This window comes from Sphingomonas sp. Leaf25 (genome assembly GCF_001421635.1).
Lineage (GTDB): Bacteria > Pseudomonadota > Alphaproteobacteria > Sphingomonadales > Sphingomonadaceae > Sphingomonas.
The window spans coordinates 43119-56559 of record NZ_LMKU01000030.1 but is presented as its reverse complement, the minus strand read 5'-3'; the positions used below and the strand labels follow the sequence as shown (position 1 = coordinate 56559).

General features: G+C 66.4%; 8 protein-coding genes. 1 reads left to right on the top strand and 7 read right to left on the bottom strand.

Annotated elements, in window-relative coordinates:
• Positions 1-31: 31 nt before the first annotated feature.
• From ASE78_RS14115 to otsB, 7 genes are all read right to left on the bottom strand, one after another.
• Positions 32-3058 (bottom strand): TonB-dependent receptor plug domain-containing protein, encoded by a 3027-nt coding sequence (locus tag ASE78_RS14115; protein WP_156351512.1) that lies wholly within the window; start codon positions 3056-3058, stop codon positions 32-34.
• Positions 3059-3316: 258 nt separating this feature from the next.
• Positions 3317-6271: a TonB-dependent receptor plug domain-containing protein gene (locus ASE78_RS14110; protein ID WP_056497996.1), complete on the bottom strand. Its 2955-nt coding sequence runs from the start codon at positions 6269-6271 to the stop codon at positions 3317-3319.
• A gap of 248 nt (positions 6272-6519) precedes the next feature.
• Positions 6520-7140, bottom strand: a complete 621-nt coding sequence (locus ASE78_RS14105; protein WP_056497995.1) for a MarC family protein — start codon at positions 7138-7140, stop codon at positions 6520-6522.
• Entirely contained in the window at positions 7137-8012 is an 876-nt protein-coding gene (gene folD, locus ASE78_RS14100) for a bifunctional methylenetetrahydrofolate dehydrogenase/methenyltetrahydrofolate cyclohydrolase FolD (protein WP_056498157.1), read from the bottom strand. The genes ASE78_RS14105 and folD overlap by 4 nt, the downstream gene beginning before the upstream one ends.
• A gap of 55 nt (positions 8013-8067) precedes the next feature.
• Positions 8068-9450, bottom strand: coding sequence for an alpha,alpha-trehalose-phosphate synthase (UDP-forming) (locus ASE78_RS14095; protein ID WP_056498154.1), 1383 nt, complete (start codon positions 9448-9450; stop codon positions 8068-8070).
• The gene (locus tag ASE78_RS14090; RefSeq protein ID WP_056497994.1) at positions 9447-11243 is read right to left on the bottom strand and encodes a glycoside hydrolase family 15 protein; all 1797 of its coding nucleotides are present in this window, start codon (positions 11241-11243) and stop codon (positions 9447-9449) included. The genes ASE78_RS14095 and ASE78_RS14090 overlap by 4 nt, the downstream gene beginning before the upstream one ends.
• Positions 11240-12004: a trehalose-phosphatase gene (gene otsB, locus ASE78_RS14085; protein ID WP_235515079.1), complete on the bottom strand. Its 765-nt coding sequence runs from the start codon at positions 12002-12004 to the stop codon at positions 11240-11242. The genes ASE78_RS14090 and otsB overlap by 4 nt, the downstream gene beginning before the upstream one ends.
• A gap of 74 nt (positions 12005-12078) precedes the next feature.
• Between otsB and ASE78_RS14080 the strand changes: the two genes are divergently transcribed.
• Positions 12079-13311 (top strand): MBL fold metallo-hydrolase, encoded by a 1233-nt coding sequence (locus ASE78_RS14080; protein ID WP_056497992.1) that lies wholly within the window; start codon positions 12079-12081, stop codon positions 13309-13311.
• Positions 13312-13441 lie beyond the last annotated feature (130 nt).

Below are 13441 nucleotides of genomic sequence, written 5' to 3'. Positions count from 1 at the left end.
GCCCCCGTTTTTTGGCCCGAAGACCGGTTCGTTACAGGTTGAACTTCACGCCGGCGCGGTAGGCGCGACCGATGATCCCGTTGCCGCCCTGCACCGCATTGTACAGGTGCGCGCCATAGGTGACGGGGTCGAGCGGCGGCATGTCGTCGAGGATGTTCAGCACGTTGACGTAGAAGTTGAACTTGTCGTTCACCTTGAACGTCGCGGTGCCGTCGACCGTGATGTACGGCGCGATGTGGCATTCGACATAGCCCGGGTTCTGGCCGCAGTCGCCCGCGGTATCGCCCTGGTCCTCGGCCGACAGATCATAGCCGCCGAACAGGTTGGCGACGCCCGTCACCGAGAAGGTGTCGGTGTCGATCGTGTTCTGCCACGACGCGCGCCAGCGTGGCGTGCCGTTGCCGGCGGTCAGGTTGAAGTTGCCGAGCGTGCCGGCATAGCGCTGCGTCTCACCGGTGGCGAAGGTCGTCGACAGGTCGATGATGTAGCTGGCGGTCGCCGCCGTGGTGAAGCGCACCCCATCGGCGAGGTCGAACCGGCCCGTGACCGCCGCGTCGATCCCTTCCGAACGGATCGTGTCCGAATTGACGAGCTGCGACTGCACGAAGGCGATACGCGGCAGCGCGGTCGGGAAGTTGGGATCGGGCGCGTCGGCGATGACGTTGAAGCCCGGGAGCTGACCTTGGCCGGCATAGTAAGCGGCGATCGCATCGGTATTGTCGGCCGAGGTGATCGCGCCGGTCTTCTTGATGTTATAGTAATCGACCGTGATCGTGATCGCCCGGATCGGTTCGAGGATGATGCCGCCGGTGAAGCTGCGCGACTTCTCGGGCTGCAGGTCCGGCGAGGCCAGCGTCGTCTGACCCAGCGAATAGGTGGTCAGATACGTCGGGCACGACGTCGGCGTGGTGGCGCAGGCCGCGCCATATTGCGCGCGGAAGCTGGCCGGCAGGGTGTTCGGCTGGATCGTGACATAGCCGGTCGTCGGCAGCGCGTTGGCTTCTGCGAACGACGGGATGCGGAACCCGCGCGAATAGGTGCCGCGGATCGCCAACTGCGGGATCGGGGTGAACTTCGCACCGATCTTCGGCGAGAAGGCGTCCTGCCCGCTGCTGTATTTGTCGTAGCGACCCGACAGGTTGACGTCGAGCTGCTCGAATACCGGCGCGTTCAACTCGGCGAAGGCCGAATAGACCGTGCGGTCGCCCTCGGTGCCGAAGGCGTTCAGGCGGAAATAGCGCTGCGTCGGGCCGTTGGTGTCGGGGTTGGCGCTGGGGGCCTCGATCGCTTCGTAGCGGATCGCGACGCCGACGCCGAGCTGGAGCGGACCGCCCGGCAATTGGAACAGCTCGCGACCGATCGTGGCTTCGGCCTGGTACAGATCCGACGACGAGTCGGTGATGTTGTCGGGCGCGATGAAGTCGCGCACCGCCTGACTGTTCTGCGACGGGTTGACGAAGTTGTACGACCCCGTGGCGATCGAGCTGAGCAGGTTCGCGATATAGACATAGCCGCTCGACGAGCGACGCAGGTCGGTGTGCATCGCGGTCGCGTTGACCGAGTAGTTCCAGTCGTCGCTGAATGTGCCGTTGATGCCCAGAGCTGCACGATACACGCGGCTGCGCGTCTCGTTATATTCCTGGATGTCGGGCAGGCGACCGCCGATGCGGGCAAGCTGGCCAACGCCGGCGAACGGGTTATTCGGGTTCAGGCGACGGTCGGCGGCGGTGGCGCAGTTGACGCCCGTCGCGCAGACGAAGACCGGCAGGACCAGCGCGGCCGATCCGGCGGCAAAGGCACCACCACCGGCGGCGGTCGAGTACTGCGGGAAGAGAATGCCGGCCGGCGCGTTGCCGCGAATGGTGGCGGGCAGGCCGGTGTAGTTCACCGTGCTCTGCTGGAAGTTCACCATCGCATAGGCTTCGGCATTGTCGCCGACCTGGAAGGTGCCGCGCGCCGAACCGCCGAAGCGTTCGATGTTCGGGGTGATGTTGCCGAATTCCTGCGTCACGTCCTGCGAGCAGACCGTGGTCGGCGCGTTCAGGTTGCTGCTGCCGAGCAGTTCGGCGGCGGTCAGGTTATAGGCCGAGCCGCGATCGCAGGCGAGGGTCGGGTTCAGCTTCTGGAACCGGCCGAGCGTGGTCGTGTTCGACGGGTCGACCGGCTGGACATAGAAGTTGCTGGTGTTGAGCGAGAAGCCGCCGTTGCGGAAACCACCCGCCGCGTTCAGCCCGTTCAGCACGTTGTTCGGGCCGCACAGCCCGTCGTTGCAGACGCCGCGCAGATCGTCGGTGTTGTAGGGATAGCCGCGCTCGCGGTTCATCACGCCTTCCGAGCGGAAGTAGAAGCCGCTGATATAGGCGTTGTAGCCATTCTCGGACAGGTCGCCGGTGCCGGCGGTCAGGCTCAGGCGATAGTTGGCGGCATCGCCGCGCTCGGAAATACCGGCTTCGGCACGGCCACCGACGCCCTTGTATTCGCGCTTGGTGATGATGTTGACCACGCCGGCGATCGCGTCGGCGCCGTAGCTCGACGATGCACCATCGCGCAGCACCTCGACCCGCTCGACGATGTCGTCGGGGATGGTGTTCAGATCGACGAAGTTGCGCGTGCCGTCATCCGACAGCGGATAGTAAGCGGCGCGCAGGCCATCGAACAGCACCAGCGTCGAGCTGGTCGACAGACCGCGCAGCGACACCGCCGACGCGCCCGCGCCGAACGCGCCGTTGGCGGTGAACGAGTTGGTCAGCGCCGGGCCGTTGTTCGACGTAAGCTGCTGGATCGCGTCCTGCGTGGTCGTGATGCCGCGCTGTTCGAACGATTCGGCGGTCAGCACAGTGACCGGCGACGGGGTTTCGCGTGCGGTGGTGCGCAGGATCGATCCGGTGACGACGATTTCCTGATCCTGCGCCTCGGCAGGCGCGGGGGCCTGGAGCGCGGTCGGATCGTTGGTCGGCGTCGTCGTCTGGGCAGCCGCGGGCAACGCCAGCAGGCCGATGGCGAGCGCCGATCCGGCGGCGCCGGTGCGCAGGCTTGCGCGCAGCATGGTAGAAATCATCGGTCGATGAACCCCTTCACTGGTCCGTATCGGACGGTATCGTTGGCAGACGGCCTCCCTAGGCACGTCATCAACGGCAGCGGTATCGAGCGCGTTCCGGGTTCAGTAAATACGTATAACGTTATTGAGTCGCTTTTGATAACGTGTGTAACCAAACAGCAACAGACGGTTACAACGCGGTATCGCCTTGTTGAAGCACGAAAAAAAGGGGGCGCTTCCGCAATGGAAGCGCCCCCCGGCATGATCGCCGCGATCGGATCAGAAGCGGAAGCGGGCACCCGCCGTGTAACGCCGTCCGAACAGGTCGAAGTCGGCCGAGGTTTCGAGGCCGGTCGGCGTGCCGTACGGCGAGCCCGGCAGATACTGCGGCTTGGTATTGAACAGATTGTCGACGTTGAAGAAGAAGGTGAACTTGTCGCTGACGTCCTGGCTGATCTGGATGTTGTGCAGCCAGTAATCCTTGACGTCGTTAAGCGCGAGCACCGCCGGATCGTTGCTGATGAAGGCGTTGCGGATGAACGGACCGCCGCTCAGGAACGTCGTCTGCCAGCTAAACCCGGTGCCGTTGGTGGTATAGGTCGCGCGCGCGTTCAGCTTGTGGGTCGAGAAACCGTTGCCGAACGTGCCGGCGAACTCTTCCTCGGGCGTCGCCGGGTCGGTCTGCGTCTTGTAGTCGAGCAGATAGGTATAGTTGGCGACGAGGCTGAAGCGATCCTCGGCGCTCAGGCCGAGACCGGTCGAGTAGCGCACGCCGACGTCGATGCCGCGCACCTTGAAGCCGGCGATGTTGATGAGCTGCGCGTTGACCGTCTGGAGATAGCCGGTCTGGCCATAGCGGAAGACGTTGTTGCAATAGATCGCGTCGCTGGTCTGCAGGCACTTTTCGATCGTGTCCGACCGGTCGAGCGTGGCGATCGCGTTCTCCACCTGAATGTCGAAATAATCGGCGGTGAACTGGAAGCCGCGCACGAACGACGGGGTGTAGGTGAAGCCGCCGGTGATCGTCTTGGCGGTTTCTTCCTGCAGGTTACGGTTGCCGCCGACGAAGCCGTTGATGCTTTGTGCATCGGCAGGCGTGTAGGCGAAGGTGCCGTTCGGGTTGGCGGCGAAATAGGCGGCGATCGCCGGGATCGCACGGCATGCCGCATCGGTGCCGCCGGTCGAGGTGCGGGTGATGCCGTCGCAGGGGTCGGTGACGCCGGCAAAGGTTTCCGACGGCGCGCTGAACAGCTCGGAGTTGTTCGGCGCACGGTTGGCGACCGCATAACGACCGCGCAGGCGGAAGCCGTCGAACGGTTCCCATTCGGCACCGGCGTTCCAGCTCAGCACGCCGCCGATCGTCGAATAGTCGGAGTAACGTACCGCGCCGTTGACCCCAAGATACTGGAACAGCCCCCGGTCGGACAGCAACGGCACGTTCACTTCGCCGAAGACTTCGCGAACGTCCTGCGATCCGCTGAGATCGGGAATCTGGTTGCCCGAATTGCCGCCGGTGTTGGTCAGCGTGTCGAGGTCGTCGAACACCGATTCATAACGATATTCGACCCCGACGGCGAGGCCGACGCCACCCGCGCCCAGATCGAACAGCGACGACGATGCCAGTGTCGCGGTGACGACATGCTGTTCGTTGGTGATGTCCTCCGACTTCGGAACGACGGCCTGGACATAGGCGGCTGCGCGCGGATCGGCGGTGCCGCGACCGAACAGGTTGATCGGGATACAGCCGTTGGCGCGCGCCTCGGCGTCGCGGCAGACGATGTCGGTGCCGACGACGTTGCCGGTGCCGACGCGAATCGAATCGAGCGACTGGCGATAGCGTGCGGTGTCGATGTCCTGGCTCGAGTTGAAATCGTTCAGATGGCCGTAGACATAGCTGACGTCGTAGTTCCACGTCGAGCTGAGGTCGCCGCGCACGCCCGCGACCGCGCGCCAGGTGTTGCGCTCGGCCCGGTTGCTGCGGTCGAACACGTCATTCTGGCGACGGCGGAAGCCGATCGACGTTACGTTGTTGTTTGGGTTGGCGTCCGAGTTGGCGGCGGCGATCGCCTGCGCGACCGATGTCGGGAGGAACGCATTCGTGATCGGAATGCCACCCGAGGCATAGACGTCGGTATTCGCCAGCGCGAAAGGCTCGAGCGAGGCGTTCGAGCTCGTCCGGGCGTAGGTCACTTCCGTATAGGCCTGAACGTTGTCGGTAATCTCGTAGTTGAAGATACCGCTGGCGAGATAGCGCTCGAGCGGCACCGCGATACGGCGCAGGCCGTTGCGGTTAAAACCGAACTCGCCCGACTGATAGCCGCCGAGCAGTGCCAGCGACCCATCCGGCCGGTAGGAGAAGTTCGACACCCCGCCAGGCAGGACGCGGCCTACGCCTTGCGGCGAGGTCGGAGAGATTAGCTGGAACTGCCCTTGCGGCGCGAACGAACTGTAGGAGCCCGGCCCGCACACCGCGCCGAAACAATCCTGCGACGAGATCGCGCGGTCGGCGGATTTCAGGCCGTTGTCGCGGTCGTAGGAGAAGTTGAGCAGCGCGTTGCCGCGATCGTCGGCACCCCATTTGGTGCCACCGGTGACGCTGACGAAATAGCGGCCATTGTCGCCCTGTTCGGTGATGCCGCCCTGCGCGCGGACCTGCAGCCCTTCGAAGCTGTCCCGCAGGATGAAGTTGACGACGCCCGCGATCGCGTCCGACCCGTACACCGCCGACGAACCGCCGGTGACGTTGTCGATGCGGTCGAGGAAGTCGACCGGGATGTTGTTGAGATCGACCGCGGTATCGCCGCCGAACCCGCCGACGAAGCGGCGACCGTTGACCAGCACCAGCGTGCGGTTCGATCCCAGCGCGCGCAGGTTGACGGTCGACACGCCGGTGCCCGACGTCAGGAAGTTGGTGTTGGTGCGGGTCGAACCGATCGCGACCTGCGGCAGTTCGTTCAGGATGTCCGACACGTTCGGCGCGGCGCGCTGGAGGAGCTGCGCACGGTCGACGGTGGTCACGGGAACCGGCGAATCGATTTCCGGGCGGGCGATGCGCGATCCGGTGACGACGATGGTTTCGTCGGTTCCGGTCGTTCCGTCCGCCGCCGGCTGTGTTTCCGCAGCGGTTTCGGTCGTCTGCGCGAATGCCGGAGCGGTGCCCAGACCGGCCAGAACGATCGCCGAAAAGGCGGTGCCGTTGCGTAGCGAAGCACGCAGCATCGAAGACATCATCATTAGCGCCCCTTTATACCGACCCTGATCGGGCCTGTCCGTCACGCCGGGTTCGTCGGAACCGGCCTGCGGGCAAGAGTATCGAGCGCAATTCACCGCAGTGTAAACAGTGGAGGCGTAATGCTTCGGGAAAGTGACGGTTTTTCGTTTCGGGTGTAACGGTAATGCAACAGTGAAACCGAGAGTCTGTTAAAGCAATACGTATGTAATCTTCAACTACTTCAAAATCTTGCTGCCCTGGACCGGCAATATCACAGAAAACTCGCCCGCAACCCGTCGATCACGAACTGCGCGGCCAGTGCCGCCAGCAACACGCCGAGCAGCCGGGTAATCACCGCCTCGATCCGCGCGCCGAGCAATTGCATGATCGGCCCTGCCGCCAGGAGCGCCGCCAGCGTCAGCGCCAGGATCGCCGCCAGCGCGCCCAGCACCACGCCGCGCGCGGCCCAGTCGCCGACCTGGCTCATCAGCAGCATCACCGAGGCGATCGATCCTGGCCCGGCGATCATCGGCATCGCCATCGGAAAGATCGACACGTCCTCCACTTCGGGGGTGTCGATGATCTCGCGCGCACGGTCCTCGCGGCGCTGGGTGCGGCGCTCGAACACCATGTCGAGCGCGATCAGGAACAGCATGATACCGCCGGCGATGCGGAAGCTGTCGAGGCTGATGCCCAGCGCCTTGAGCAACGCCTGTCCGAACAGCGCGAATACCAGCAGGATCAGCGTGGCGATGGCGGTCGCGCGGATCGCCATCGCCCGGCGCTGCACGACCGACGCGCCCTTGGTCAGACCGGCATAGATCGGCGCGCAGCCCGGCGGATCGATCACCACGAAGAAGGTGACGAGCGACGAGACGAACAGCTCGATCATAACGTCGCGTCGTCGAACGGCAGCCCCGCGCGGCGGTGCGCCGCGACCAGCGTGTTGCGCAACAGGCAGGCGATCGTCATCGGTCCGACGCCGCCGGGCACCGGGGTGATCGCGCCCGCGACGCTGAGCGCGCCGGCATAGTCGACATCGCCGACCAGCCCGTCGGCGGTGCGGTTGATGCCGACGTCGATCACGGTCGCGCCGGGTTTCAGCCATTCGCCCTTCACGAAATTCGCCCGGCCGACCGCCGCGACGACGATGTCGGCGCGCCCGACATGGCCCATCAGGTCCTTCGTGCGCGAATGGGCGAGGGTGACGGTGCAACTCTCGGCGGTCAGCAGCGCGGCCATCGGCTTGCCGACGATAGTCGACCGGCCGATCACCACCGCGTCCTTGCCGCTCAGGTCGCCCAGCACGTCCCGGAGCAGCAACAGGCAGCCATAGGGGGTGCAGGGCACCATGCCGGGCAGGCCTGTCGCCAGCCGCCCGGCATTGACCGGATGGAACCCGTCGACATCCTTGTCGGGGTCGATCGCCAGCAGCACCGCATCGGTGTCGAGGTGGCCGGGCAGCGGCAGTTGCACGAGGATGCCGTCGACCGCAGGATCGACGTTCAGCGCCTCGACCAGCGCGATCAGTTCATCCTGCGACACATTGGCGGACAGGCGATGCTCGAACCCGGCCATCCCCGCCGCGTGCGTCGCCTTGCCCTTCGAGCGGACATAGACCGCCGAGGCGGCATCCTCCCCCACCAGCACCACCGCGAGGCCCGCCGGTCGCCCGGCGCGCGCGGCAAACGCGGCGGCATGGGTCGCCACCTTCTCGCGAAGGGTGGCGGCGAAGGCTTTTCCGTCGATGATCCGGGCTGTCATGCCCGTTCCATAAAGGCTGGCGTCCGCCTTCGCCACCCCTGACGGGCAATGCCGCCTATGCCGCCACCCGTTCCTCGGTCAGCGCGTCGAGGAAGCGCTTGCGCCACCAGATCACGTCCTCCTCGACGACATTGTCGACCATCCGCTGCCAGCGCTCGATCCGCTCGGCGCGTGGCATGCGCAGCGCCTTGTCGATCGCGTCGGCCATGTCCTCGGCGCTGTACGGGTTCACCATGATCGCACCGCACGCCAGTTGCTGCGCCGCGCCCGCGAAGCGCGACAGCACCAGCACGCCCGGATCGCGCGGGTCCTGCGCCGCGACATATTCCTTGGCGACGAGGTTCATCCCGTCGCGCAACGGGGTGACGAGTCCGATCCGCGCCGCGCGGTAGATGCCGGCCAGCACCTCGCGCGGATAGCCCTTGTTGACGTAGCGGATCGGCACCCAGTCGGTATCGGCATAGGCGCCGTTGATCCGCCCCGACATCTGTTCGAGGCTATTGCGGATGTCGCGATACGTCTGCACCGCGGTGCGCGACGGCGGCGCGATCTGAAGCAGATAGACCAGCGCGCGCCGGTCGGGATGGTTCTGGAGAAACCGTTCATAGCCCGCGAAGCGTTCGGGCAGCCCCTTGCTGTAATCCAGCCGGTCGACCCCGACGATCAGGCTGCGCCCGACCGCGCTTTCCAACTGGTTGAGCTGTGCCGCCTTGGCGACCGGGCCGTTCGCGCCGGCCATGAAGTCCTTGGCCTCGATCCCGATCGGGCAACTGATCGCGCAGATCGTGCGCCCGCCGACCGTCACCTGATTGCCGTCGATCGACCCGCCCATCTCCTCGCGGACATAGTTGAAGAAGCTGTCGAGCCACTCCTCGTTCTGGAACCCCACCACGTCATAGGCGAACAGCGCCTCGACCATGCGGCGGTGATCGGGCAGCGCGGTCAGCAGCCGGCGCGGCGGCCACGGGATGTGGAGGAAGAAGCCGATGCGGTTGGTCACGCCCTGCTGGCGCAACACCCAGCCGAGCGGGATCATGTGATAATCGTGAACCCACACCAGATCGTCGGGCTGGATATGCGGGCCGATGCGCTCGCCGAACACCCGGTTGACCCGTTCGTACCCGCCCTGGAAATCGCGCTCGAACTCGGTCAGGTCGAGCCGGTAGTGGAACAGCGGCCACAGCGTCCGGTTGGCATAGCCGTCGTAATATTCCTCCACATCCTGTTCGGACAAATCCATGACGGCGGACGTGACGCCGCCATAGGTCTGGAACCGCAGGTCGCGGTTGTCGCTCGTCTCGCCCGACCAGCCGAACCAGATGCCCTCTTCCTCCGCCAGCGCGGCATTGAGCGCGACCGCCAGTCCGCCCTGCGCGCCGCCGCCGGTGCCCGGCTGCGGCGCCTGCACCCGGTTGGAAATGACGATCAACCGGCTCATCGGACCATGTTCCATGACTTGCTCAACAGGACGGCCGAATTGATGAGGCCGACCAGCGAGTAGGTTTGGGGATAATTTCCCCATAATTCGCCGGTTTCGGGGTCGATGTCCTCCGACAGCAACCCCGCCGGGGTGCGCCGGTCGAGCATCTCTTCCAGCAGTTCGCGCGCATCGTCGTCGCGCCCGGTGGCGTGCAGCGCCTCGATCAGCCAGAAGGTGCAGACGTTGAACGCGGTTTCGGGCAGGCCGAAATCATCCTCGGTCGCATAGCGCAGCATGTGGCTGCCGCGCCGCAGCCCCTGTTCGACCGCCTCCAGCGTGCCGAGGAAGCGCGGATCGCCGGGTTCGAGGAAGCGCAGGTCGAGCAACTGGATGATGCTGGCGTCGAGGTCGTCGCCGCCGAACGTCGCCGACATGCGGTTCGTCTCGGGCCGCCATGCCTCGCGTTCGATCTTGGTGCGCATCGCGGTCGCCCGGTCGCGCCAGAACACCTCGCGCTCGTCCAACCCCAGCGTCCCCGCGACATTAGCCAGTCGGTCGCACGCGGCCCAGCACATCGCCGCGCTGTACGTATGGACATGGCTCTTGGTGCGCAACTCCCACAGCCCCGCGTCGGGCTTGTCGTACGCTTGCCACGCCCGTTCGCCGATCGGCTCCAGCGCCTCGAAATCGGCCTGTTTGCCGACGCGGAACAGCCGCTGGTCGAAGAAACCCTGTGCGTTCGACAGGATGATCTGGCCGTAGGCGTCGTGCTGGACCTGCTCATACGCCTGATTGCCGACGCGCACCGGCCCCATGCCGCGATAGCCGTCCAGTCCTTCGGCCTCGCGCTCGACCAGCGTCGCCTCGCCGCCCACGCCGTACAGCGGCTGGATCTGCCCGTCGGCGGCATTGTCGACGATGTTGCGGAGGTATTCGAGATACCCCTCCAGCACGTCGAGCGCGCCCAGCCGGTTGAGCGCCTGCACCGTGTAATAGGCGTCGCGGATCCAGCAGTAGCGATAGTCCCAGTTGCGCTGCGACCCGGCATGTTCGGGGATCGAGGTGGTCAGCGCCGCGACGATCGCCCCGGTTTCCTCATGCTGGCACAGTTTCAGCGTGATCGCGCTGCGGATCACCGCCTGCTGCCATTCGACCGGGGTGGCGAGGCCGCGCACCCAATGCCGCCATTCGTCGATGGTGTTCTTCAGCATCCGCTCGACCGACGACGGCAACTCGTCCGAAAAACTCTCGTCCGGCCCGAGGAAGAAATGCAGCGTGCGCTCGACACGAAACAGTCGCTCGTCCTCGATCCAGCCGACCGGCGCGCTGGTCGACAGGCGGATCGCCTCCTGGTCGAGCAGGTAGCGGATATGGTTCGATCCCCGGGTGCGCGGTGCCTGCGCGCTGCCCCAGTCGATCGACGGGCGCAGCCGCACGCGGATGCGGGGCGATCCTTTCAGCGGACGGACGATCCGGCAGAAGGCGACCGGCCGGTACATCCGGTCGTGCCGCTTGAAGCGCGGGCAGAAGTCGACGACCTCGATCGCATTGCCTGCCGCGTCCTCATGCGTCGTCACCAGCACGGGCGTGTTGCGGATATAGCATTGCCGCGTCTCGACCACGCCGTCGAGGTCGATCTCCCAGAAGCCATAGGCCCCGTCCGATGCCCGCCGCCGGTCGTCGAGCAGCGACGAGAACGCCGGATCGCCGTCGACGCGCGGCAGGCAGCCCCACACGAACCGTCCGTTGCGGTCGACCAGTGCCGATACCTGGCAATTGCCGATCGGCCAGAGGTCCATCGTCGCGGTCATAGGGTGTTCTCCAGCCACTCAAGAAAGGCATCGACTGAGTCGACGCGGTAGCGCGCGGCGGTGTCGCGCATCGGCCCGATCAATATGCCCGCGCCGCCGTGATGCGCCGCCACCACCATGCCGGGTTCGTCGGTCAGGTCGTCGCCGACGAACACCGGCGCATGGCCGGCGAACGGTGCGCCCTCGCACAAGGTCGCGATGGCGCTGCCCTTGTCATGGCCGTCGAGGCGCAGTTCGATCATCATCTTGCCCGGCTGCACGGTCAGGCCGTCACGCGCGGCGAACGCTTCGACCAGCGCATGCGCTTCCTGTTCGCGCTCAGGTGCCGCGCGGTAATGGATCGCGACGCCCAGCGTCTTGACCTCGATCACGATGCGCGGATCGTCACCCATCGCCCCGGCGAAGGCGCGCTCGGCGGCAGTCAGGCTCGCCGGGCGCTCGGGTACGGTCGTCTGCCCGCCCGCCGGGCGGATTTCGGCGCCATGGCTGCCCGCCACCGCGAAGTCGTGGATCGTCTCGCCCAGAAAGCCGTCGATCTGGGCGATCGACCGGCCGCTGACGATCGCGACCCGCCCTTCCAGCCGCGCCGCCGCGCGCCGCAACAACGCGCGGAGCGTATCGCCGACGACGATCGCCTCCGGCCGGTCGACCAGTTCGACCAGCGTGCCGTCGAAATCGAGGAACAGGCCGGCATCGTCGAGCAGGCCGGGGGGCGGGGGAGGGAGGTCGAAATGCGCCATTGCCCCCTGAACGCGGTTCACGCTGAAATCGTTTCGCATATGCGAAGTATTTTGGCACTACGCATCGTTCGCGGGGGAATGGCGTTGAGCGGCACATGAAACGGATCGCGCGGATCATCGGCTGGGGACTGGTGTGGGTCACGGCAATCCTCTGCCTCGCGGCGGTGATCGTTCCGCGCTTCCTCGACCGGCTCTATTATCGCGGCGCGACCAGCGACCATTTCGACGGCGCACGCTTCTTCAACCCCGATGTCGACGATACCACCCATCCGTCGGGGCCGGGCGGACGGGCCGGCTTCCTGTGGCGACAGGCGAGCGGCAGCGACGGGCGGCCGCCATGGCCGGCATCGGTTCCGGTCACACCCGCCAGTCCCACCGAACTGCTGCCACCCACGACGCTGCCGGCACGCGATCCGGCGCGCACGCCGATGCGCGTCACGTGGATCGGCCATGCCAGCGCGCTGGTGCAGACGCCGCGCCTCAACATCCTGACCGATCCGGTGTGGAGCGAACGCGCCGGTCCGTTCGGTTTCGGCCCGAAACGGGTGGCGGCACCGGGCATCGCGCTCGCCGACCTGCCAAAGATCGACCTGATCCTCCTCAGCCACAATCACTACGACCACCTCGACCTCACGACGCTGACCGCGCTGTGGCGACGCGACCGGCCGACGATCGTCACTAGCCTCGGCAACGACGCGATCCTGCGCAGCGCCGGGATCGACGCGATCGCGCTCGACTGGCGACAGGCGGCGCGCCTCGGCGGGGCGACCGTGCATGTCGTGCGCAACCACCACTGGGGCAGCCGCTGGTTCGCCGACCGCAACCGCGCCTTGTGGTCGGCGTTCACCGTCGACCTGCCCGGCGGCAACCTGTTCTTCGCGGGCGATACCGGCCTCGGCGACGGCGGCTGGGTGGAGGAGGCACGCGCGCTCGGCCCCTTCCGCCTCGCCCTCATCCCGATCGGCGCGTTCCGGTTCCAGCCGGGGCAGATGGCGAGCGGCGCGCATATCGGGCCGGTCGATGCCCTGCGCGTCTTCAACCGGCTCGGCGCGTGGCGCGGCATGGCGATCCACTGGGGCACGTTCCGCCTGTCCTACGAAGGTTGGGCGACGCCGCCGCGCCTGCTCACCGCCGCGAAAGCCTGTGGCGGCGAAGGCGAGCCCGGCAGCTACGGCGCCAGCTTCGGCGCGGTCCCGATCGGCCGACCGGTCGGCATCCCGCCGATCGCATTCGTACCGGCCCCGCCACAGGTCGTCGCGCCGCCAGCGGTCGACTGGCGCGCGGTGCCCGCCTGCATGGACACCCCGGCGGTCCGCGCGCTGCGCTGAGGGCGGGTCTCTCCCCGCCGAACCAAACGTCATCCCGGCGAAGGCTGGGATCTCCCTGTGATAGCGCGCGGCAGGAGCCGCCAGGCCGGATCGACATCCACCGAAACGCCGTCGTAACCTGCTCCCCTCT

Coding starts and splice junctions, on each gene's coding strand:
- ASE78_RS14115 (WP_156351512.1), bottom strand. CDS start 3,058: ATGATTTCTACCATGCTGCGCGCAAGCCTGCGCACCGGCGCCGCCGGA.
- ASE78_RS14110 (WP_056497996.1), bottom strand. CDS start 6,271: ATGATGATGTCTTCGATGCTGCGTGCTTCGCTACGCAACGGCACCGCC.
- ASE78_RS14105 (WP_056497995.1), bottom strand. CDS start 7,140: ATGATCGAGCTGTTCGTCTCGTCGCTCGTCACCTTCTTCGTGGTGATC.
- folD (WP_056498157.1), bottom strand. CDS start 8,012: ATGACAGCCCGGATCATCGACGGAAAAGCCTTCGCCGCCACCCTTCGC.
- ASE78_RS14095 (WP_056498154.1), bottom strand. CDS start 9,450: ATGAGCCGGTTGATCGTCATTTCCAACCGGGTGCAGGCGCCGCAGCCG.
- ASE78_RS14090 (WP_056497994.1), bottom strand. CDS start 11,243: ATGACCGCGACGATGGACCTCTGGCCGATCGGCAATTGCCAGGTATCG.
- ASE78_RS14080 (WP_056497992.1), top strand. CDS start 12,079: ATGAAACGGATCGCGCGGATCATCGGCTGGGGACTGGTGTGGGTCACG.